This window comes from Polynucleobacter sp. MWH-Spelu-300-X4, from assembly GCF_018687515.1.
In the GTDB taxonomy this organism is placed as follows: domain Bacteria; phylum Pseudomonadota; class Gammaproteobacteria; order Burkholderiales; family Burkholderiaceae; genus Polynucleobacter.
The window spans coordinates 898,586-918,200 of sequence record NZ_CP061294.1 but is presented as its reverse complement, the minus strand read 5'-3'; the positions used below and the strand labels follow the sequence as shown (position 1 = coordinate 918,200).

Sequence of the window (19,615 nt, the reverse complement as noted above, 5' to 3'; positions counted from 1 at the left end):
GACGAAGTTTTTAGATAAGAAAAAACCACCCGTAGGTGGTTTCAGAAGTAAGCATTGATTAGTTACTGAATTTTTGCCTTTGCTTTTAATTTGGCAATCATTTCATTAAATTTACTGCGTTGCCAATTTTGATCTTGGTTCATCATTTCAATTAATTGAGGTTTTAACTCTGCGATAGTAGGAGTTTTAGCTTCGCGAATATCATCTAGGCGAATGATGTGGTAGCCAAATTGTGATTTAACAGGCTTTTCTGTTGTCTGGCCTTTTTGTAGAGCAATCATAGCCTTTGAAAATTCAGGTACTAGAGCTTGTGCGTTCATCCAATCTAGATCGCCACCATTGATTGCTGAGCCCGTATCTTTTGAGTTAGCTTTGGCTAATTCTTCAAACTTTTCCCCAGCTTTTAACTTAGAAATGATTGATTTGGCATCTGATTCTTTTTCAACAAGAATATGACGAACTTTGTATTCTTTACCTTCAAATTGACCTTTAACCTGATCATAGGCGGCTTTTAATTCTGCATCTGTTACGCCATCACGTTTTACATAGTCATCAAATACCGCGCCAACTAGAATGTTCAAGCGAGCCTCTTCAAGTTGCGCTTGAATAGATGGATTGGCGATAATGCCTCTGTTAACGGCTTCTTGGTTAACTAATTCTCGTGTGATTAACATATCTCTAGCACGTTCACGTAGCTCAGGATTGTTAGCTTGACCAGAGCCTTCCATTAATTTATCTAGTTTGGCTTTTGGGATTGATTTGCCATTTACAACCGCTGCATTTTGAGCAATTGCTGGACTAATAAGAGCTGCTGATAAAGCTAAAGATAAAGCAATTTGAGATAGTTTCATAATAATCAATTAGTTAGTAATAATCGCTAAAGCATGGATTTCTTTTGGTATCCAAGCGGATAGGGCATCATACACTAGACGGTGCTTTTGAACCCTGTTTAAACCTTTAAACGCTGAAGATTCTATATGGATTCGATAATGCCCAGCACCACCTTGCGCGCCTTGATGGCCGGTGTGCAAATCGCTTTCATCTTCAATGCGTAGTTTATCGATTGGAAGAGCTTTTTGTAAGGCTTCTTCAAATTGGATAATTCTTTTACTTTCATTATTTGTCATGAGTTATTTCTTATCATAAATAACAAATTGATTTAACCAAATTCCTTGAGCAATGATGAAAATGAATAGTATGCCCATGCCGCCAAATAATTTGAAATTAACCCAAGTGGATTCGTCGTATTGGTATGCGACATATAAATTAAGTATTCCCATTAGGGCAAAAAATAGTGCCCAAGTATTATTTAATTTCATCCAAACTTTATGTCCCACGACGCCAGGTTTAAGAGTTACCTGATGGGCCATTGTTGCTTGAATGAGATTTTTTTTAAAAATAAGGGCGCTGCCTACTAATCCACAAGAAAATAGCCAATAAAGAATGGTGGGTTTCCACTGAATGAAAGTTTTGTCTTGTAACCCAATTGTGAGTCCACCAAAGACCATGATTAGAATTAAGCTGACCCATTGCATGGGCTCTACTTTTTTATATTTAATAGCTACCCAAACAATCTGAATTAGTGTTGCAGCCATAGCAACAGCGGTTGCTGCATAAATGTCTCCAAACTTGAAGGCAATAAAGAAAACAATGACTGGAAATAGATCAAAAAATATTTTCATTGGGTGTATAGAATTGAATGGTTGGAGGATAAAAATTTTAATTTTCTTGTTTAAATTTCAATGAAGCTGAGTTGATGCAGTAACGAAGACCTGTTGGTGCTGGGCCATCTTCAAATACATGACCTAGGTGAGCTTCGCAATTAGCGCATCTAACTTCCGTTCGGATCATTCCATGCGTTATGTCTTTTAGTTCTTGAATATCACTTTGATTTATAGGTTGAAAATAGCTGGGCCAGCCACAGCCGGCATCAAATTTGGTATCTGACTGAAACAGGGGGGTCGCACAGCAAATGCATAAGTATTGTCCGGGCTCCCAATGATCCCAGTATTGGCCGCTAAATGGGCGTTCTGTAGCAGACTCTCTTGTTACCCTATATTGAGTGTCGCTTAAGGTTTGTTTGTATTCGGTGTTGGTTTTTTTCATGTGCTTTTTGAGATTAATACGCTTATTTTATGGGGCTTGGTAAGTATTTGCAGATAAATATATCTTATGGGCATAACCCCGATTAATATATAGATATGAATCAAGATCAATTAAAAAATATGGGTGTGGAGCTAGATGTTCCTTTTCTTAAATTATTGGGGGTGCGTTGTCTTCGAGCTGATTTAGGTGAGGGTGAGGTGGTTCTTTCATTAAAGCCTGAACATAATAATAGTTGGGATGTGGCTCATGGAGGTGTTTTATTGACCCTCATGGATGTTGGTATGGCTATTGCTGCAAGAGCTGCAGATGCAACGGGTCGAGGTGTTGTAACGATTGAGCTTAAAAATAATTTTATGCAGGCTGCTAAGGGAGTTGTGCGGGTGGCGGCAAAGACTGTACATGTTACGCCAACGCTTGCCTTTGTTGAGGCTAAGTTATATGACGAAAATAGTCGTATTTGCTGTATGGGAAGCGCCACATTTAAGTATTTTAAAGAGTTACCCGCCCGGAAATAAAAGTTATCTTAAGCGATTAAAGGTGGCTGTTGTAGCTGCCCTTCGAATACTTGTAGTCCTATTTCTTTTTGCGCATCAAAGCATTTTTCCATGACCTCAAAATGACCATCATGGCGGACTCGGATGAGTGATATGGATCTTGTACCGTAAAGTTCTGTTTTGATGAATGCTGATGAAAGCATTTTTTCCCACTCATAAGAAACACCTGTTTGAGGGAGCTTTTCGTCAGGCGCTTGAGTAGGATCTTCCATGATGTGCAGATACTGGTCTGCTTTTTTAAATTCACCTGTATCCATGGCTAGTAATTGCGCAAAAGCGCTTATGCGGTGTTGAACTTTAGGCCACGGGCTATCAAGGGTCCCATTAGATAAGCCATACAAGCCTGGATTTAGTTGTTGGGGTTTTACTATTTTTCTGGCGCGGAAATGGTCTCCCATCCATATCCTATTGCTAAGCCAAATTAATTGAGGTGTTTTTTGGGAGAGATCCGTTGCTAAGAAATTAAATCCGTTATATCGACTGAAAGATTTTTCATGCGTAGTAATAAATTCTTCAGGTGCATGTCGGTTAATTAAATATTTAGCAGTTATTTCACCGCGCGTGCGAGCTGCAGGATTTTTCTCGTTGGGAGATCTGATATTTGTGAGAGCTGCAAACTTACCATTTTTATTGATACCCATCCATGTTCCAGACTCTCCTAAAACATCAGCTTTATCTTTTCCAGCCAATATGTGTGGATGGTCTTTCCACCAGTTCATAGGTTCTGTTGGACGTTCATAAAACTCATCCCGGTTAGCAAGCACAACCAGCGGATATTGAGGATGAGTTTGCCAAGCTGTCAGGACTAGACACATATGGATTAGTTAAATTTCAATGAGGGCGTAAGGTAGTTGATCAAAAGTTAAGGTAGGGCCTTGTGGTGAGCCAAGATGAATTTGACCTTGTAGAAGAGCTTCTAATTTACATTCAACTTGTAAGTGAATTATCTGGGGATTGATTGGATCTCTAGCTGATAGAACAACCATGCCACAAGGTTGGTCTATATCTTCGCTATGAAAAATATCAGCCCCAGCCGTTGGAGCATTTACATGTTCTATAGATGCAATTTGTAAACGACGTTTAATGGTTCCGCGATACTGGCTTCTTGCCACGACTTCTTGCCCAGGGTAACAACCTTTTTTAAAGTCAATTCCATTAAGAGATTCCATGTTAATCATTTGAGGGACAAATTTTTCTAAGGTTCCCTCGGTAACCCTAGGGATACCGCTGATGACCTCTAGCCAATCCCAGATTTCAGATGAAGCAGTGATGACTTGATTGGGTAGATGTTTCTCAAAGTTTTCTGGTGTGGCTCCTAGAGCATAAATAATATGGCGGTGAAAAAATGCCTGATTAGCTTTGACAGCAGGCAATTCGAGGATTTGAATATTTTCTAAAACACTAATATTCATTAGTGCCTCTTTATCACCTGTATGTGTTAGACCATAAATTTTGATGGCCGCAGATTGATCAGTAATTTTGACTTTTGATCTTAAAACGAACATGGATAGTCGTTTTGTAATAAAGGATGCTAAATCTTTTGATACAAGTAATCTATATTCTGGAATGATCTCACCAGTTTCTGATCGGATATCTATTCGACTTACCCAAAATGAAGCTTGCAAGCGACCTTTAGCAGAGCAGTAACCAGCAAATAGATGTTGTTGATTAACTTGAGCTATGCCACCGGTTGGAGTAGCGGTAATCGATTGAACGCTATTGGTTAGTTGATTTTGAAGAAAATCAGTAGCATCTGGCCCAGTTACTGTGATGAGTGACCAGTAATCTAATTTAGTTAGAGTAGTTGTTTCTAATGGAGTCATATTCCCATTTTTCTAAGCATTTTTTAAATAAGCTTTTATCATTGACGCATGAAGCGTATTTTTACCTCAAAATTTTTAAAGATTATTGCCTCAATAGCTATCTTATTGGGTTTTTCATTTACTTACCTAGCTTTTGTTGCCGTAGTTATTCCAAAAAATATTGAACCTTCGACGAAAGAAGGGCAAGTGAGGGTAAGGATTACTCCTGGCTCGAATGTTTCTAGTGTGGCGAGGCAATTAATGTCACAAGGGGTTCAAACATCCAATTGGCACGTACAAATTGTGGCTCGTGGGTTTTTCCTAGGTAAACAATTGAAATCAGGTTTTTATGACTTTCCTCCTGGTGCTAATTTGGCGACCGTTTTATTCAAAATGGGACGGGGTGATAGCGTCAAATTAAACGTTACATTGGTGGAAGGTTGGACTTTTAAGCAGTTTAAGGCAGCAATTGATTCCCAAGTTGATCTTAAAAAGGAAGCCAAGTCTTGGAGTGCTGGACAAATTTTGGCAAAAATTGAGGCTAAAGAACTTCATCCGGAAGGTGTCTTTTTTCCAGATACTTATGTTTATGAACCAGGTGATTCAGACCTCATTATTTATCAGCGTGCTTATCTAGCCATGATGAAAAATTTAAATAACGCTTGGGAAGTGAGATCGTCTGATAGCTCAATTAAAAATGCTTATGAATTATTAAAGCTAGCATCAATCATCGAAAAGGAGACGGGTCATCCTGATGATCGTGGTTTGGTGGCAGCAGTATTTAATAACCGATTGAAATTGGGGATGAAACTACAAACAGATCCAACTATTATTTATGGATTGGGTGATGCTTTTGATGGCAATATTAGGAAAAAAGACTTGCTGAAGGATGGGCCTTACAATACCTATACACGTTATGGGTTACCACCAACCCCTATTGCAATGCCTGGTAAGGATGCTCTCTTAGCTGCCGCAAAACCAGCGAAATCAAAGGCGCTTTATTTTGTGGCTAAAGGGAATGGTAGAAGTGTATTCTCTGAGACACTGGTGGCGCATAATCAAGCTGTTCAGCAATATCAACTTAGAAAATAATTACATGTCTTTATTGACTCAGTCAGCAAATAAACCCGGTTTCTTTATCACCTTTGAAGGTATTGATGGTGCGGGTAAAAGCACCCACATACAAGCTTTTGCTGATGAACTGTCACAGCGTTTCCCTGGTCGGCAAATTGTTTTAACACGTGAGCCGGGTGGTACTGCCTTGGGTGAGAAGTTGCGTGAGATCTTATTGCATCATCCGATGCATCTAGAAACGGAAGCTTTATTGATGTTTGCTGCCCGTCGTGAGCATTTAGCTACCGTGATTGAACCAGCCTTGAAAGACGGAAAAATTGTTATTTCAGATCGATTTACAGATGCTAGCTTTGCTTATCAGGGCGGTGGCCGGGGTTTGGATTTGGCTAAACTCTATGAGCTAGAAGTGTGGGTGCAAATGCGGATGAAAAATGAGGGTGGGGTCGAGCAACGCTATGTTTTACAACCTGATTTAACGTTCTTATTTGATTTGCCAAGTGCAGTTGCGGAATCAAGGAGAAGTGCTGCTCGTGAGCCTGATAAGTTTGAACAACTGAATACCAAGTTTTTTGAGAAAGTACGTCAAGAGTATTTAAGGCGGGCTGAAGATGACCCTGCTAGATTTAGGATTATTGATTCGAACCAATCTAAAGAAGTTATATGGAATTCGCTTAAAGAGGCATCTTTATCCATATGATTTATATAACTATTTTTAAATATGAATCAAAGCGATGAGCGTCAGTAAAAAACTATATCCATGGTTTCAACAAACTTGGTCAGAGTTAACGCTAAATCAGGTGCCGCATGCTATGTTGCTACATGGTCAGGCCGGTATTGGTAAATTTGATTTTGCCCTTCATTTAGCTAAAGCTTTGTTGTGCGAATCCCCAATAAAGGACAAGCCTTGTTGTGAGTGTGAGGCCTGTCATTGGTTTGATGCTGGTAATCATCCTGATTTTTTAGGTTTGGTGCCTGAAGACCAGTTTCATTTATTGCCTCATGAAATGATGGCGGGAGATGATGAGAAACCTAAAAAGTCTAAAAAGAAAACAGAGGATGACACAGAAAAACCTGATAAGAAGGCTAGTTCTTTTATAAAGGTGGAGCAAATTAGAGATGCCTTGGATGGTATCAATACCGCGCCTCATAGGGGGAAATGGCGAGTTGTGCTTATTAGCCCCATTGAAAGTTTACAGGCTGTTTCTGCTAATACGCTATTGAAAACTTTAGAAGAGCCACCTCAAAGCACCTTATTTATTTTGGTAAGCGATCGATTGGATAGAATTCTTCCAACGATTCGTTCTCGTTGCCGTTTATTGACTTTAAATAGACCAAGTAAACAAATGGCTTTGGATTGGTTAGCTCTTGAGTTGGTGCATGAAGGAGTTCGGTCTGATAGTAGTCATCTTGAGGAGGTGTTGGGTGAATCGGGTGGCGCTGTTTTGGATGCGCGAGCTCGTTTGCTCAAATTAGATGATGCCGTTGAACTTCATCAACAGATAACATTTGACCTATTAAAAGGGTTAGAGCAGGGGAGCCGGATCGATTGGTTAGCTACATCTGAATTAGTATATAAAGCACCAATGTCAGTATTGTTAATTGGGCTTGAGCGTTGGATTGCCGATATCTTAGGTCAACAACAAGCGGGGTATATCCGTTATTACCCAACGAGAAGTAGCTCCATTATTAAGTGTGCAGAACAGGTAAATTCAAATAAATTGTCGGAGTTCTGGCGCTTGCTTTTAGATGCTAGAAGGCATGAGCTACATGCTTTAGCTAATAGAGTCCAAATCGAGGCGCTATTAATTAGATATCAAGATTTGTTTAAATAAATCTTAAATATGGAAGTTCAACTGTTATGTTTGTTGATTCGCATTGTCATTTAGATTTCCCCGAGTATGAGGGGCAGGTTCCCGCTTTACTTCAGCGTATGCGGGATGCTCAGGTTCAGAATGCATTGTGCATTTCTGTAGATATGCCTGATTTTCCAAAAGTACTAGCATTAGCTGAGACCTATCATAATCTATTTGCTTCAGTAGGTACGCACCCTGATTATGAGAACACACCTGAGCCAAGTGTGAAGCAATTAGTTGAGCTTTCTCAGCATCCTAAGGTTTTAGCAATTGGTGAGACGGGCCTTGATTACTACAGAATGGGGGATAGGGCTTATGAGGACATGGAGTGGCAGCGCGAGCGGTTTAGAACGCATATTAAAGCTGCTATAGCAGTGGGTAAGCCTTTAATCGTACATACGCGTTGTGCTTCAGATGACACTATCAAGATTCTGCGTGAAGAGGGGGCTAGTCGCGTTGGTGGCGTAATGCATTGTTTTACTGAAAACTGGGATGTTGCCCAAAAAGCAATGGATTTGGGGTTTTATATTTCTTTCTCAGGCATCGTTACTTTTAAAAGTGCTAAAGATTTGCAGGAAACTTGTAAAAAGGTCCCGCTGGATCGAATGTTAATAGAAACAGACTCTCCATTTTTGGCTCCGATACCTCATAGGGGTAAAACTAATGAGCCTGCTTGGGTTGCTCATGTTGGTGAGTTTGTGGCCAATTTAAAGGGGGTTTCTGTGGATGAGTTAGCTACTCAGACAACTAAAAACTTCAAGCAGTTATTTAAGGTCCCTATTTAATTGATGTTAAAAATTCCTCACAAAAAACTTTCAAATATAAATATAAGTAATTGTTTCATATTTTTATTTTTATGTTTTAGTTTAAGTTCAAATTTATATGCTCAAACTAATCAACTTGAGCAAGATCAGTATCGAGCGGATGAATTTTTCCGCGATATTAGAATGGATCATGTTGATGCCGTTAAAAAAAGTTTACGTGATGGTTTAAGCCCAAATGTTGTTGATTCAAAAGGAAATTCTGCATTATTGGTTGCTATTACTGAAAAATCACTTAAAACAGCGACATTATTGATGAGTGTGCCGTCAATAGATCTGAATAAACCCAATATTGCCAATGAAACACCAGTTATGTTGGCAGCCTTAAATGGCCATGAAGAGTTAGTTGTTGATTTGGTAGATAAATATGATGTTGAGATAAATAAGCCCGGTTGGACGGTTTTGCATTATGCGGTTCTTAATGGACGCTTGAGCATGACTGAGTACTTATTAAATCACCATGCTTATATTGACGCCTTGAGTCCTAATGGAACAACGCCTTTAATGTTGGCAGCGAGAGCTGGTCATATCCACATAGTTAAGCTGTTATTGGATCGTGGCTCTGATATGACGATTAAGAATGCTGTTGGTATGACAGTTATTGAGTTTGCAGAATCAGGGAATCAGTCTGAAATAGCTTTAGGCTTGAGGTCTAGGTGGGTCAAGTTATTTGGCACCCCTTATACCAATTAAAATTATTCGCATAATCATTATTATGTTAAGTAAGATATATTCAGAGTTTTCAGATATCTATAAGTGTGCTGAATATGTGATCCTAAGTTCTCCCCCCATTAGTTTTAAGGTTGATCAGAGGTCGCCAGATTTAGATCAATTAATGCTGCGTTATGGAGTTAGTACAGCAGGATTTATAACTGCCTGTAATCCTCATGGCATTCAGCAGTCTGACGAATTAAATAAGTTAGCTATGAATCAGCTCAAGCTTGCTATAGAAGAGTTAGGGCTACCCTACTTCAGTGGGTTTGGAAAAGGGTCTGTGGGTGAATGGCATGAGGATAGTTATTTAGTTATGGGGATGGATTCTGACTTCGCCAGTAAATTAGGCCGTTTCTATCAACAAAATGCGCTGGTCATGTTGATTAACGGACAAGCCCCAGAGTTAGTTTGGTTGAGTGAATAAGTTAGGAGGTTTTAAGAAATGCAACTGCTACATACTATGTTAAGGGTCGGCAATTTAGAGCGATCCATTAAGTTTTATACCGAAGTAATGGGGATGAATTTACTTCGGACAACAAATCGCCCTGATCAGAAATATTCTTTAGCTTTTGTTGCGTTTGAGCAAGGTAATGTTTCTGGGCAAGCAGAGATTGAATTAACCTATAACTATGGCATTGAAGGCTACGATATCGGATCTGCTTACGGTCATATTGCTATTGGAGTTAGAGATATTTATAAGGTATGCGAGGATATTCGTGCCGCTGGGGGCACGATTACGCGTGAAGCAGGCCCTGTGAAAGGTGGTAATACTTTAATTGCGTTTGTCCAAGATCCTGATGGATATAAGATTGAATTAATTCAGCATTAAAGATAATGAAGATCTGGTGGATGAGTTAGGAAACGGCCCTCTTAATTTCTTTTTCCTTATCTTTTCTTTCTTTCTCTTCTTCTGGTGTCTCTTGAAGAAGATCTGTTACAACTTCTTCCATTCGCACATTGTCTTTAGGACAAATGGGTGCGCCCATTGTGGCCCATTTTTTTAGCAGATTGACTTCATAGCCACATTGCCCGCATTTAGCTTTAGCTCGTTGAGTATTGTTCGCTCTAGGAGGTGGGAAAACAATTGCCTTATGCGGGTACTGCCCTAATCTCTCGGCAATCATCATCAGTCTTACTTTAAGTTCTTCTGTAGCATGGGCACTTCTCGCCGGACCTTCAAGGCCAACACATTGAGCAATTTCTTTGAAGTCTTCGCCATGGCCACTATGACAATCGTCAATTGCATGGCACAGCTCATGAACAAGAGTATCTAGAACTTCTACAGGATCTTCTAATTTAGGGGAGACAAAGATTTCATTAACAAGGTCTCCAGAACGTTCTCGAGGCCAACATTGACCTAATGTAGTTCTAGGGGCGCTAGATGCTGGCCAGCCACACGAAATCTTAACTGGAGGAATCGCAAAGCCAGCTTTTGAGAAAGTTGGTTCTAGTGAATGAACAGCAGCTTGTAACCAAGATTCGCGAGTTGTGTGAGATTGAGCTATATTTGAAGACATGTTCTTAAAAAAATTACCTATACTCTTGTTATTATCAATGAGTTTAATGGCTTGTGATCGAAATGATTACGTTACTTGGCATTGCAAAGTTAATCCTTCTGACCTAAATGAAAAACCAATGCGCATGATTTTGGCAGGATCCTCCATGAGAATTGCTAACCAGGTTTATAACTACTGTGGCAGCTTGGGTTCTCAAAGTTATTTCGACGCTAATTGTTCTGGCGCTGTTGAACAGTCAGTCATTAGCTTTGTACCTAAAACAGGCCTTTGGAAAAGAGCCGGCGAAATATTAACCTGTACGCCTTTATGACTGAAAACAATCACTCCAATTCATCTTTATCTATCAATGATGAGAATTCTGATTCTCCTTGTATTGGCATTTGCTCTACCCTATTTGATGATGTGTGCCAAGGCTGCGGTAGAACTGCGGCAGAGGTATATAACTGGGTTTTTATGACTGCTGAGGAGAAACAGGCTGTTTGGGCTCGTATCACCTCAGAAGGGACAGCAATGCGTTTTGTCAGGAAGAGTCAGCCAGCTAAAGACTGACTTGCTAGATATTCTTCGTAAGTTCCTTCAAAGTCAGTCACAGTTCCATCGTGTTTTATTTCTAAAATGCGCGTCGCCAATCCAGTGATAAATTCACGGTCATGAGAAACAAAAATAACCGTGCCATCATATTTTTCTAAGGATGTTTGCAAACTTTCAATGGATTCCATATCCATATGGTTTGTTGGCTCATCCATCGCGAGGACGTTATGTTTTTGTAGCATGAGCTTACCCCAAATCATGCGCCCTTTTTCACCACCAGAAATCACTCGAACTGATTTTCCAATTTCATTGCCTGAGAAAAGTAAGCGCCCTAGTGTTCCCCGAATAACTTGATCATCATCGCCTGGCTTACCCCATTGACCCATCCATTCAAGAAGGGTTGTATCAACCGGAAAGCATTCGCTAGTGTCTTGAGGCATATAACCTACATCAGCATTCTCTGACCATTTGACCGTTCCAGAATCTGTGGAAATTCCCCCAAAACGCTCACTTAAGATAGATTTAAGGAGTGTTGTTTTGCCGGCACCATTTTCACCGATAATGGCCACTTTTTCGCCTGGGCGAATGATCATTTTAAAATTTTTGAAAATTGTACGTTCATAAGCTTTAGATAAGGCGTCGCACTCAACAACGATATTGTGTAGTTTTTTATCGTATTCAAAACGAATGAATGGATTTTGACGTGAGGATGGTTTAATTTCTACAACTTCAATTTTTTCTAGTTGGCGTTGTCTTGATGTTGCTTGCCGCGCTTTAGATGCATTAGCCGAAAATCGTCTAACGAATGCTTGTAATTCTTCAATTTTCTCTTTGGCTTTAGCATTGTTAGCAAGTTGCTGTGAGCGAGCTTGCATAGATGCCAACATGTAAGAGTCATAATTGCCTGGGTAGACAGTTAAGGTTCCAAAGTCCATGTCAGCCATATGTGTGCATACAGCATTTAAGAAGTGACGATCATGGGAGATGATGATCATTGTGCTATTACGTTCGTTAAGAATATCTTCAAGCCAATGAATAGAATGAATATCTAAGTTATTTGTTGGTTCATCAAGTAGCAGAACATCTGGGTCGGAAAATAAAGCCTGGGCTAACAGTACACGTAATTTCCAGCCCGGAGCCACTTCACTCATTGGGCCATTGTGTTGCTCAATAGGAATACCGATGCCTAGTAATAATTCACCAGCTCTAGCTTCAGCTGTATAGCCACCAAATTCAGCAAATTTAGTTTCTAATTCAGCGGCACGCATATAGTCTTCATCGGTTGCATCTGGATTGGCATATAAGGCATCGCGTTCAGCAGCTGCATTCCACATGTCTTCATGCCCCATCATGACGACATCAAGCACCCTCTTATCTTCATAGGCAAATTGATCTTGGCGTAATTTACCAAGGCGAATATTCGGTTCAAGTGACACATTACCCGCTGACGGCTCCAAGTCTCCGCCAAGAATTTTCATGAACGTTGATTTGCCACAACCATTTGCACCGATTAAACCGTAGCGGTTCCCGCCACCAAATTTAACGGATATATTTTCGAATAGGGGTTTAGCCCCAAATTGCATAGTGATATTTGCTGCTGAAAGCACGTTATTTACCTGTAAAAGAGTAATGCGAACTAAAGACCGTTATTTTAACCAATCGGCCTATTTGAGATGAATATTGCAGAAATCTACCAGCTAGCTTTAAGGATATAGCCAGATTGGCTGGCTGATAAGCTAACGTATTTTCCTAATGGCAGTGTTAATTTATCAGCGCAATGGCCAAATGGTAAGTTAGTTAAAACCGGAATTTTTTGTCCTAATCTGTTTCTAATGGATGCAAGTGCATCTGGTAAGCTGTATCCTCGATCAGCCTCTCCCAGTTTATAAGAGGAAATATCCCCGATCAAAATAGCTTTTTGAGAGGAAAGGTAGCCTGCATCAAAGAGTTGATGCAACATTCTTTCTACTCTATAAGGGTGCTCATTCACATCCTCTATAAATAAAATACCATTAGACACCTGTTGCAGGCTTGGCAAGTATGCTGTGCCCAATAAGCTCGTCAGCATTGTTAGGTTGCCACCCCATAAAACTGATTGATCCTTCATTTCAACGCCAAGTGGTGTTTCAATTTCTTGTGGTGATAAGACTTGTATATCGAGCTTATTATCTTGAATGGCCTGCTGATAGTGTTTCCAGGTAAATGCTGAAATATCTCCACAAAAATCATAAGCAAACATGGGTCCCGCAAAGCTAGAAGCACCAGTTTTCGCATAAAGCGCTAGGCCAAAGGATGTGAAGTCACTGTGCCCAATAATTTTTAGCCCTTTATTAACTTGTGAGGCAATTGCATCCCATTGAATATCTTTGAGTAAGCGACTCAGACCATACCCTCCCCTCAAAGACATGACAACTGAGTCAGATGGCAATTTGGAAATAAGATTAATTTCGTCTAGGCGTTCTGAGTCAGTTCCAGCAAATCTTTGAAATTGACGGTGTCCACATGAGAGGTTACAAACTTCAATACCTTGTTCTTGAAACCATGTGTATCCCTTATCTAAGATAGATACATCTGGCAATGCACCTGAAGGAGCAATCAAGTTTAATTTCATGAATTTCGTAATCTACGTTCTTTAAAAAAATCTTTCAATATTTGAGAGCACTCAGTTTCAAGTACTCCTCTTTCTATCATTGTATGGTGATTTAGCTGTTTATTGTCAAAGAGGTTTAATACGCTGTGAGCACATCCCGTTTTAGGATCTTGGGCACCATAAACTACCCTTGATAATCTAGCATGCATGATGGCTCCTGAACACATCATGCAAGGCTCAAGCGTCACGTAAAGAGTTGCATCTGGTAGTCGGTAATTTCCTACAGCTTGACCACCCAATCGAAGAGCAACTATCTCAGCATGAGCGCTAGGGTCATTTTGGTTGATGGGTTGGTTATGCCCTAATGCAATCACTCTATCATTTAAAACTAAAACAGCCCCTACAGGCACTTCATTGATCCGTTGAGCTACCTTTGCTTGCTCTAAAGCTAACTGCATGAATTCAATATCACGCATGTTAGGCATAGACATCGGCCCAGCAATTTGGTGTTTCGTATAAACGTAGTCGATTTAAGTTAAGGCGACCAGAGAAATTATTTTTGAATACTGGCTCAAGTATTGAAAAAGCTGTTTGAGCTAGATTTTCAACCGTCGGTATAGTATCTAAGACCACTGTTTTGTGATCAGGAATGCTAGCTAAAAAATTGACCAATGATTCATCTTCTTTTGCCACTAAAAAAGCGTGATCCCATTTATTAATGACGAGCTCATTGGCTAGTTTTTTTATGTCACCAAAGTCCAATACCATGCCATCATCAGAATAGCCTTGATGATTGAGTACATCACCTAATAGAGTCACCTCCATCACATAACGATGCCCATGAATATGGCGACAATGTCCTTCATGATTGGGAATGCGGTGGCCGGCATCAAACTCTAATCTGCGTGTGATTGCTATTTTTTTATTCATAAAGACTAATCTAGCGGATTCCCAAAAATTTATGAGTTTGAATACTTAAACGCCATAAAGGGCGCGACTGGCATATTTTAATGGCTAAATTACGATTAGCCATTAGATTGGGTCCATCCATGGCTTGCAGGAAGTGATGAGTAAAAGACATCTTTTCAAATCTAGATAGAATTTTATTTAGATTATCAGAGTGACCTATTTGTGGGATAACTAATTTAATTTCATCACCCTGAAGTTGTACTAGTTCAGAGCCAAACTTTGGGCTAACGCAAATCCAGTCAATGCCATTAGGTACTCGTATAGTGCCATTTGTTTCAATGCCAATTTTGAAACCTTTTAGCTTGAGAGAATTAATTAGCGCAATATCTAATTGCAATAAAGGTTCACCACCTGTGAACACGACATACTTATGGGTTGGATCACCTAACCCCCATTCGCGATCAATTGCTTCAGCTAAGAGTTCTGGAGTTTCAAATTTTCCACCACCGCCGCCGTCAATTCCAACAAAATCTGTATCGCAAAACTGGCAGATGGCATGAGCTCGATCTGCTTCTCTTCCTGACCACAAATTGCATCCGGAGAAACGGCAAAAGACTGCAACTTTACCTGTTTGGGCTCCCTCACCTTGTAGGGTTAGAAATAATTCTTTAACACTGTAGGTCATCGTTTAGAAGTGACCTTATTATTCCCACTCAATGGTTGCAGGAGGTTTTCCGCTAATATCGTAGACAACGCGATTAATACCTCGTACTTCATTGATGATTCGATTAGATACACGGCCAAGTAATTCATGAGGCAAGTGGGCCCAATGGGCTGTCATGAAATCTTGGGTTTGTACAGCCCTTAAGGCAACAACATATTCATATGTTCGACCATCACCCATAACGCCAACGGATTTAACCGGTAAAAATACCGCAAAAGCTTGACTGGTTAAGTCATACCAAGATTTTCCGCTGTTTTCATCAATGGTTGATCTTAGTTCCTCGATGAAAATGGCATCGGCCCTACGAAGTAAGTCAGCGAATTCTTTTTTAACCTCCCCAAGAATACGCACACCTAACCCAGGGCCTGGGAATGGGTGGCGATAGACCATCTCATGGGGTAAACCTAAGGCGACACCTAACTCACGCACCTCATCTTTAAATAGTTCACGTAAAGGCTCCAAAAGCTTTAGCTTCATATCTTCTGGCAGGCCACCTACATTGTGATGACTCTTAATGGTATGAGCCCCCTTCTTTCCTTTGCCTGCTGACTCAATTACATCAGGATAAATAGTGCCTTGTGCTAGCCATTTAGCATTTTTAATTTTTCCAGACTCAACTTGGAATACTTCAACAAACTCTTTACCAATAATCTTTCTCTTGGCTTCAGGATCTGAAACATTAGCTAACTCATTCATGAACTGAGTGGTGGCATCAACATGGATAACTTTTACACCAAGATTTTTGGCAAACATCTCCATGACCATCTTGCCTTCATTTAGGCGAAGTAACCCATGGTCAACAAAGACGCAAGTGAGTTGAGAACCAATTGCACGGTGAATTAGAGCAGCAGCTACGCTTGAATCAACACCACCAGACAAACCTAAAATCACTTCATCGTCACCAACTTGTTGACGAATGGATGCAACCGCTTCAGCAATGTAATCGCCCATGACCCAATCGGTACCGCAGGCACAAATTTGATGGACAAATCGCTCTAACAGTTGCTTACCTAAAATGGTGTGAGTTACTTCGGGATGAAATTGAACCGCATAAAACCCACGAGTTTCATCTGCCATGCCTGCAATAGGACATGAGTCAGTTGATGCCATTAACTTGAATCCATCAGGCAGTTCAGTCACTGAATCACCATGGCTCATCCAAACTTTTAGGATGCCATGTCCTTCAGGAGTAGTGAAATCCTGAATATTTTCAAGTAGCTTTGTATGGCCTCGAGCGCGAACTTCAGCGTAGCCAAATTCACGAGACTTACCTAATGATTCTGCTGTAGCCACTTTACCGCCAAGTTGCGCAGCCATGGTTTGCATGCCATAACAAATACCAAGTACGGGAACGCCTAACTGGAATACAACTTCAGGAGCCCTTGGTGTATCGCCTTCAGTGACTGAACTCGGGCCACCCGACAAGATAATGCCTTTACAGCCATGCTCTTTAACAAATTTCTCAATAAATTCTGAAGAAACATCATATGGATGAATCTCTGAATAAACGCGAGCTTCACGTACTCGTCTAGCAATTAGCTGGGTAACTTGTGACCCAAAATCTAAAATTAAAATCTTGTCGTGCACGGCAATCCTAAAATAAACAACGATTAATCAATATGGTAATTGGGAGCTTCTTTGGTGATTTGAACATCATGCACATGAGATTCACGCATGCCAGCAGAAGTAATTTCTACAAAGCCTGCTTTATCGTGTAAATCAGTAATTGTTTTGCAGCCGCAATAACCCATTGATGAACGAATCCCACCTGTTAGTTGATGAACAATCGCTAAAACGCTACCTTTATAAGGAACACGTCCCTCAATACCTTCCGGTACTAATTTATCCACATTAGCGCTGTTATCTTCTTGGAAATAACGATCTGCAGCTCCGTCTTTCATGGCCCCTACTGAACCCATACCTCTGTAGCTCTTATATGATCGGCCTTGGTAAAGAAATACCTCGCCAGGTGCTTCTTCAGTACCGGCAAACATACCGCCCATCATGACGCAATGAGCGCCGGCTGCCAAGGCTTTAGAAATATCGCCAGAATAACGAATACCACCGTCTGCAATTAAAGGCACCCCAGTACCTTTTAATGCTTCAGAAACATTTACGACGGCTGTAATTTGTGGCACACCAACCCCCGCCACAATACGGGTTGTACAGATTGAGCCTGGGCCAATACCCACCTTCACACCATCTGCACCGTGAGCCACCAAAGCTTTAGCTGCATCACCAGTTGCGATATTTCCACCAATAACTTGTATCTGAGGGTAGTTCTTTTTGACCCATTTAACTCGGTCTAACACCCCTTGGCTATGACCGTGTGCGGTATCCACAACAATTACATCCACACCTGCTTTTGCTAATAACTCAATGCGCTCATCATTGTCTGGGCCAACACCAACAGCCGCCCCAGCAATAAGTTGCCCTCTTGCATCTTTGCTAGCTAAAGGATGTTCTTTAGCTTTTAGAATATCTTTAACTGTGACTAAGCCACGTAGTTCAAAAGCATCGTTAACAACAAGAACTCGCTCCAAGCGATGTTTATTCATTAAGCGTTTGGCCTCGTCGGGGCTAGCGCCTTCCTTTATTGTGACTAGACGTTCTTTAGGCGTCATCTTGTCTTTTACTTTGGCATCTAGGTCTTCTTCAAAACGTAAATCTCTATTGGTAATGATGCCAACGACCGTTTTTCCTTGAAGAACCGGGAAGCCTGAGAAGCCATGCTCTTTTGAGAGTTCAATGACATGTCTAACCGTCATATCTGGAGAGATCGTAATAGGATCTCTTAACACACCTGATTCATAACGCTTCACTTTTGCCACTTCCCGAGCTTGCTCAGCAGGCGTTAGATTTTTATGGATAATGCCTACGCCGCCTTCTTGAGCCATGACAATGGCTAATCGGCCTTCAGTGACGGTATCCATGGCGGCAGACACCAAAGGAATATTTATTGAAATATCACGTGTCAGTTGAGTGCTCAACTGCGTATCACGTGGCAAAACCGCTGAATAAGCGGGAACGAGAAGCACATCGTCAAATGTCAGTGCTTTTTGTATGAGCCTCATGCAAAACCCCTATGCGCAAAAGCAAATTATAGAGGTTTTATGATTATTTGCTTAAAAAACGCCCTTTTCTACCTGCTGCCTTGGCCTGAAGCCTTGCATCTAGGTTTTTATTGGCTTTTTTCCTTCGAGCCTCCATGGGATCTATAAGCAGTTCACCATAGAGCTCTAGACGATCTCCGTCATAAACAGGGCTATCCCAGTCTTTACGCTTCCCAAAAACTCCAAAACAGCCCTTTCGGGAAATTTTAGGGTCGGTTTGACCTGTTACAACCCCCAGTGCTATGAGCGCTTGCCCAACAGTAACAGCTTGATTGGGTGCAGGCTCCCAAATGCAATTTTTAAGCAAAATAGGCTCTGATCTAGCGTCACACAACAGAATATTCAATTTAAGTCCCATAGAGCTGATCTGCCCTTTTTACAAAGCCGTCCACGAAGGTTCCTGCAATCATTCCAAAAACAGGCCCAATAACCTTTTCAAGTAGGACACTTTCAAATTCATAATGAAGTTGAAACTCAACTTTACAGGCATCCTCGCGAAGGGAGGTAAATATCCATTTACCCTCAAAACTTTTAAATGGGCCATCCACAAACTTCATATCAATAGAGGATGCCCGTGTATTGGTATTTCTTGTATGAAAATACTGATTTAATCCCTTAAATTTAATATGGATTTTGGCATCTAGAATACTTTCACTCTCTTCAAAAACCTCTACTCCACCGCACCATGGAAGGAACTCGGGATACTTAGTCACATCCGTCACCAAGTGGTACATCCGTTCTGCGGAATGAGGAATAAGTACGGTCTTAAATACGTCTGCCATAATTCGCTATTCTAACGATATAAATTTATGAGCATTATTGATAACAAAAAAGCTTTCTTTGATTATTTTATTGAGGAAAAGTTTGAGGCCGGTATGGTTCTTCAAGGATGGGAGGTTAAAGCCATTAGGGAGGGACGCGTCCAGATTAAAGAAGCCTATGTTGTTATTAGAAATGCTGAAATTTATCTAATTGGATGCCATATTAGCCCACTAATATCTGCCTCAACTCATGTATTGGCAGACCCAGGTCGGACTAGAAAGCTATTACTAAATGCTATCGAAATTAAGAAAATGATTGGTAAAGTTGAGCAACGTGGCTACACCCTAATTCCTCTTAATTTGCATTTCAGTAAAGGTCGAGTGAAATGCGAAATTGGGCTTGGCCGAGGTAAAAAGCAACATGATAAGCGTGAGGCAAGCAAGGATCGCGACTGGCAAATAGAAAAAGCCCGAATTATGCGTTCGGGCTCTAAGCTGAGAGATTAAGGTTTTAAAGTGGCTCTTAAGCTACCGCTTCAAAATCAC

The 19,615-nt window shown here is 40.7% G+C and carries 27 protein-coding genes; 11 read left to right on the top strand and 16 right to left on the bottom strand.

The window, feature by feature from the left end:
* Nucleotides 1-62: 62 nt before the first annotated feature.
* Genes ICV01_RS04715 through msrB form a run of 4 tightly spaced genes read right to left on the bottom strand, consistent with a single transcriptional unit; the run spans nt 63 to nt 2,106 of the window.
* Nucleotides 63-851, bottom strand: a complete 789-nt coding sequence (locus ICV01_RS04715) for a peptidylprolyl isomerase (RefSeq protein WP_215286361.1) — start codon at nt 849-851, stop codon at nt 63-65.
* Nucleotides 852-860: 9 nt separating this feature from the next.
* A complete protein-coding gene (locus ICV01_RS04710) occupies nt 861-1,127 on the bottom strand; it encodes a BolA family transcriptional regulator (RefSeq protein WP_215286360.1) in 267 nt (88 codons plus the stop codon).
* Nucleotides 1,128-1,130: 3 nt separating this feature from the next.
* Nucleotides 1,131-1,682, bottom strand: coding sequence for a septation protein A (locus ICV01_RS04705; protein ID WP_215286359.1), 552 nt, complete (start codon nt 1,680-1,682; stop codon nt 1,131-1,133).
* Nucleotides 1,683-1,719: 37 nt separating this feature from the next.
* The gene (gene msrB, locus ICV01_RS04700; RefSeq protein ID WP_215286358.1) at nt 1,720-2,106 is read right to left on the bottom strand and encodes a peptide-methionine (R)-S-oxide reductase MsrB; all 387 of its coding nucleotides are present in this window, start codon (nt 2,104-2,106) and stop codon (nt 1,720-1,722) included.
* A 95-nt stretch (nt 2,107-2,201) separates the two neighbouring features.
* Between msrB and ICV01_RS04695 the strand changes: the two genes are divergently transcribed.
* A complete protein-coding gene (locus ICV01_RS04695) occupies nt 2,202-2,621 on the top strand; it encodes a PaaI family thioesterase (RefSeq protein ID WP_215286357.1) in 420 nt (139 codons plus the stop codon).
* Nucleotides 2,622-2,629: 8 nt separating this feature from the next.
* On the opposite strand, the gene ICV01_RS04690 is transcribed toward ICV01_RS04695, so the two are convergent.
* Together ICV01_RS04690 and ICV01_RS04685 are read right to left on the bottom strand one after the other, a co-directional pair.
* Entirely contained in the window at nt 2,630-3,475 is an 846-nt protein-coding gene (locus ICV01_RS04690; RefSeq protein ID WP_215286356.1) for an NRDE family protein, read from the bottom strand.
* Nucleotides 3,476-3,484: 9 nt separating this feature from the next.
* Entirely contained in the window at nt 3,485-4,483 is a 999-nt protein-coding gene (locus tag ICV01_RS04685; RefSeq protein WP_215286355.1) for a folate-binding protein YgfZ, read from the bottom strand.
* A 48-nt stretch (nt 4,484-4,531) separates the two neighbouring features.
* On the opposite strand from ICV01_RS04685, the gene mltG reads away from it, so the two are divergent.
* From mltG to gloA, 7 genes are all read left to right on the top strand, one after another.
* On the top strand, nt 4,532-5,554 hold the full coding sequence (gene mltG / locus ICV01_RS04680) for an endolytic transglycosylase MltG (RefSeq protein WP_215286354.1): 1,023 nt from the start codon (nt 4,532-4,534) through the stop codon (nt 5,552-5,554).
* A gap of 4 nt (nt 5,555-5,558) precedes the next feature.
* Complete coding sequence (gene tmk, locus ICV01_RS04675; protein WP_215286353.1) at nt 5,559-6,233, top strand: dTMP kinase; 675 nt, start codon at nt 5,559-5,561, stop codon at nt 6,231-6,233.
* A 34-nt stretch (nt 6,234-6,267) separates the two neighbouring features.
* On the top strand, nt 6,268-7,368 hold the full coding sequence (gene holB / locus ICV01_RS04670; RefSeq protein WP_215286352.1) for a DNA polymerase III subunit delta': 1,101 nt from the start codon (nt 6,268-6,270) through the stop codon (nt 7,366-7,368).
* A 26-nt stretch (nt 7,369-7,394) separates the two neighbouring features.
* Nucleotides 7,395-8,174 (top strand): TatD family hydrolase, encoded by a 780-nt coding sequence (locus ICV01_RS04665; RefSeq protein WP_215286351.1) that lies wholly within the window; start codon nt 7,395-7,397, stop codon nt 8,172-8,174.
* 162 nt (nt 8,175-8,336) lie between these two features.
* The gene (locus ICV01_RS04660; RefSeq protein WP_215286350.1) at nt 8,337-8,903 is read left to right on the top strand and encodes an ankyrin repeat domain-containing protein; all 567 of its coding nucleotides are present in this window, start codon (nt 8,337-8,339) and stop codon (nt 8,901-8,903) included.
* 22 nt (nt 8,904-8,925) lie between these two features.
* Nucleotides 8,926-9,348, top strand: a complete 423-nt coding sequence (locus ICV01_RS04655; protein ID WP_215286349.1) for a DUF3293 domain-containing protein — start codon at nt 8,926-8,928, stop codon at nt 9,346-9,348.
* An 18-nt stretch (nt 9,349-9,366) separates the two neighbouring features.
* Nucleotides 9,367-9,753 (top strand): lactoylglutathione lyase, encoded by a 387-nt coding sequence (gene gloA, locus ICV01_RS04650; protein ID WP_215286348.1) that lies wholly within the window; start codon nt 9,367-9,369, stop codon nt 9,751-9,753.
* Nucleotides 9,754-9,778: 25 nt separating this feature from the next.
* On the opposite strand, the gene ICV01_RS04645 is transcribed toward gloA, so the two are convergent.
* Nucleotides 9,779-10,441, bottom strand: coding sequence for a SprT-like domain-containing protein (locus ICV01_RS04645; RefSeq protein ID WP_215286347.1), 663 nt, complete (start codon nt 10,439-10,441; stop codon nt 9,779-9,781).
* A 46-nt stretch (nt 10,442-10,487) separates the two neighbouring features.
* On the opposite strand from ICV01_RS04645, the gene ICV01_RS04640 reads away from it, so the two are divergent.
* Both ICV01_RS04640 and ICV01_RS04635 read left to right on the top strand, forming a co-directional pair.
* Nucleotides 10,488-10,751 carry a hypothetical protein gene (locus ICV01_RS04640; RefSeq protein WP_215286346.1) on the top strand — a complete coding sequence of 88 codons (264 nt, stop codon included), beginning with the start codon at nt 10,488-10,490 and terminating at the stop codon, nt 10,749-10,751.
* Nucleotides 10,748-10,990, top strand: coding sequence for a DUF1289 domain-containing protein (locus ICV01_RS04635; protein ID WP_215286345.1), 243 nt, complete (start codon nt 10,748-10,750; stop codon nt 10,988-10,990). Before ICV01_RS04640 ends, ICV01_RS04635 begins: the two co-directional genes overlap by 4 nt.
* On the opposite strand, the gene ICV01_RS04630 is transcribed toward ICV01_RS04635, so the two are convergent.
* The 9 genes from ICV01_RS04630 to ICV01_RS04590 all read right to left on the bottom strand — a co-directional run bounded on the left by ICV01_RS04630 (nt 10,972) and on the right by ICV01_RS04590 (nt 19,090).
* Nucleotides 10,972-12,579, bottom strand: coding sequence for an ABC-F family ATPase (locus ICV01_RS04630; RefSeq protein WP_215286344.1), 1,608 nt, complete (start codon nt 12,577-12,579; stop codon nt 10,972-10,974). The two genes, ICV01_RS04635 and ICV01_RS04630, sit on opposite strands and share 19 nt — an antisense overlap.
* An 83-nt stretch (nt 12,580-12,662) precedes the next feature.
* Entirely contained in the window at nt 12,663-13,583 is a 921-nt protein-coding gene (locus ICV01_RS04625) for an LD-carboxypeptidase (protein WP_215286343.1), read from the bottom strand.
* Nucleotides 13,580-14,053 carry a tRNA adenosine(34) deaminase TadA gene (tadA, locus tag ICV01_RS04620; RefSeq protein WP_371817457.1) on the bottom strand — a complete coding sequence of 158 codons (474 nt, stop codon included), beginning with the start codon at nt 14,051-14,053 and terminating at the stop codon, nt 13,580-13,582. The genes ICV01_RS04625 and tadA overlap by 4 nt, the downstream gene beginning before the upstream one ends.
* Nucleotides 14,040-14,492, bottom strand: coding sequence for a 6-carboxytetrahydropterin synthase QueD (queD, locus tag ICV01_RS04615; protein WP_215286342.1), 453 nt, complete (start codon nt 14,490-14,492; stop codon nt 14,040-14,042). The genes tadA and queD overlap by 14 nt, the downstream gene beginning before the upstream one ends.
* A gap of 10 nt (nt 14,493-14,502) precedes the next feature.
* Nucleotides 14,503-15,156 carry a 7-carboxy-7-deazaguanine synthase gene (gene queE, locus ICV01_RS04610; RefSeq protein ID WP_215286341.1) on the bottom strand — a complete coding sequence of 218 codons (654 nt, stop codon included), beginning with the start codon at nt 15,154-15,156 and terminating at the stop codon, nt 14,503-14,505.
* 18 nt (nt 15,157-15,174) lie between these two features.
* Nucleotides 15,175-16,782: a glutamine-hydrolyzing GMP synthase gene (gene guaA, locus ICV01_RS04605; protein WP_215286340.1), complete on the bottom strand. Its 1,608-nt coding sequence runs from the start codon at nt 16,780-16,782 to the stop codon at nt 15,175-15,177.
* Nucleotides 16,783-16,805: 23 nt separating this feature from the next.
* Nucleotides 16,806-18,269 carry an IMP dehydrogenase gene (guaB, locus tag ICV01_RS04600; protein ID WP_215286339.1) on the bottom strand — a complete coding sequence of 488 codons (1,464 nt, stop codon included), beginning with the start codon at nt 18,267-18,269 and terminating at the stop codon, nt 16,806-16,808.
* A gap of 43 nt (nt 18,270-18,312) precedes the next feature.
* The gene (locus tag ICV01_RS04595; protein ID WP_215286338.1) at nt 18,313-18,666 is read right to left on the bottom strand and encodes an RnfH family protein; all 354 of its coding nucleotides are present in this window, start codon (nt 18,664-18,666) and stop codon (nt 18,313-18,315) included.
* On the bottom strand, nt 18,656-19,090 hold the full coding sequence (locus ICV01_RS04590; protein ID WP_215286337.1) for a type II toxin-antitoxin system RatA family toxin: 435 nt from the start codon (nt 19,088-19,090) through the stop codon (nt 18,656-18,658). The genes ICV01_RS04595 and ICV01_RS04590 overlap by 11 nt, the downstream gene beginning before the upstream one ends.
* A 27-nt stretch (nt 19,091-19,117) precedes the next feature.
* Here ICV01_RS04590 and smpB point away from each other — a divergent pair, with 27 nt between their 5' ends.
* Entirely contained in the window at nt 19,118-19,576 is a 459-nt protein-coding gene (gene smpB, locus ICV01_RS04585) for an SsrA-binding protein SmpB (RefSeq protein ID WP_215286336.1), read from the top strand.
* Nucleotides 19,577-19,615: the final 39 nt, after the last annotated feature.

Bases quoted from the DNA above. Each gene is read 5' to 3' on its own strand.
- ICV01_RS04715 (WP_215286361.1), bottom strand. From the start codon at position 851: ATGAAACTATCTCAAATTGCTTTATCTTTAGCTTTATCAGCAGCTCTT.
- ICV01_RS04710 (WP_215286360.1), bottom strand. From the start codon at position 1,127: ATGACAAATAATGAAAGTAAAAGAATTATCCAATTTGAAGAAGCCTTA.
- ICV01_RS04705 (WP_215286359.1), bottom strand. From the start codon at position 1,682: ATGAAAATATTTTTTGATCTATTTCCAGTCATTGTTTTCTTTATTGCC.
- msrB (WP_215286358.1), bottom strand. From the start codon at position 2,106: ATGAAAAAAACCAACACCGAATACAAACAAACCTTAAGCGACACTCAA.
- ICV01_RS04695 (WP_215286357.1), top strand. From the start codon at position 2,202: ATGAATCAAGATCAATTAAAAAATATGGGTGTGGAGCTAGATGTTCCT.
- ICV01_RS04690 (WP_215286356.1), bottom strand. From the start codon at position 3,475: ATGTGTCTAGTCCTGACAGCTTGGCAAACTCATCCTCAATATCCGCTG.
- ICV01_RS04685 (WP_215286355.1), bottom strand. From the start codon at position 4,483: ATGACTCCATTAGAAACAACTACTCTAACTAAATTAGATTACTGGTCA.
- mltG (WP_215286354.1), top strand. From the start codon at position 4,532: ATGAAGCGTATTTTTACCTCAAAATTTTTAAAGATTATTGCCTCAATA.
- tmk (WP_215286353.1), top strand. From the start codon at position 5,559: ATGTCTTTATTGACTCAGTCAGCAAATAAACCCGGTTTCTTTATCACC.
- holB (WP_215286352.1), top strand. From the start codon at position 6,268: ATGAGCGTCAGTAAAAAACTATATCCATGGTTTCAACAAACTTGGTCA.
- ICV01_RS04665 (WP_215286351.1), top strand. From the start codon at position 7,395: ATGTTTGTTGATTCGCATTGTCATTTAGATTTCCCCGAGTATGAGGGG.
- ICV01_RS04660 (WP_215286350.1), top strand. From the start codon at position 8,337: ATGGATCATGTTGATGCCGTTAAAAAAAGTTTACGTGATGGTTTAAGC.
- ICV01_RS04655 (WP_215286349.1), top strand. From the start codon at position 8,926: ATGTTAAGTAAGATATATTCAGAGTTTTCAGATATCTATAAGTGTGCT.
- gloA (WP_215286348.1), top strand. From the start codon at position 9,367: ATGCAACTGCTACATACTATGTTAAGGGTCGGCAATTTAGAGCGATCC.
- ICV01_RS04645 (WP_215286347.1), bottom strand. From the start codon at position 10,441: ATGTCTTCAAATATAGCTCAATCTCACACAACTCGCGAATCTTGGTTA.
- ICV01_RS04640 (WP_215286346.1), top strand. From the start codon at position 10,488: ATGGCTTGTGATCGAAATGATTACGTTACTTGGCATTGCAAAGTTAAT.
- ICV01_RS04635 (WP_215286345.1), top strand. From the start codon at position 10,748: ATGACTGAAAACAATCACTCCAATTCATCTTTATCTATCAATGATGAG.
- ICV01_RS04625 (WP_215286343.1), bottom strand. From the start codon at position 13,583: ATGAAATTAAACTTGATTGCTCCTTCAGGTGCATTGCCAGATGTATCT.
- tadA (WP_371817457.1), bottom strand. From the start codon at position 14,053: ATGTCTATGCCTAACATGCGTGATATTGAATTCATGCAGTTAGCTTTA.
- queD (WP_215286342.1), bottom strand. From the start codon at position 14,492: ATGAATAAAAAAATAGCAATCACACGCAGATTAGAGTTTGATGCCGGC.
- queE (WP_215286341.1), bottom strand. From the start codon at position 15,156: ATGACCTACAGTGTTAAAGAATTATTTCTAACCCTACAAGGTGAGGGA.
- guaB (WP_215286339.1), bottom strand. From the start codon at position 18,269: ATGAGGCTCATACAAAAAGCACTGACATTTGACGATGTGCTTCTCGTT.
- ICV01_RS04595 (WP_215286338.1), bottom strand. From the start codon at position 18,666: ATGGGACTTAAATTGAATATTCTGTTGTGTGACGCTAGATCAGAGCCT.
- ICV01_RS04590 (WP_215286337.1), bottom strand. From the start codon at position 19,090: ATGGCAGACGTATTTAAGACCGTACTTATTCCTCATTCCGCAGAACGG.
- smpB (WP_215286336.1), top strand. From the start codon at position 19,118: ATGAGCATTATTGATAACAAAAAAGCTTTCTTTGATTATTTTATTGAG.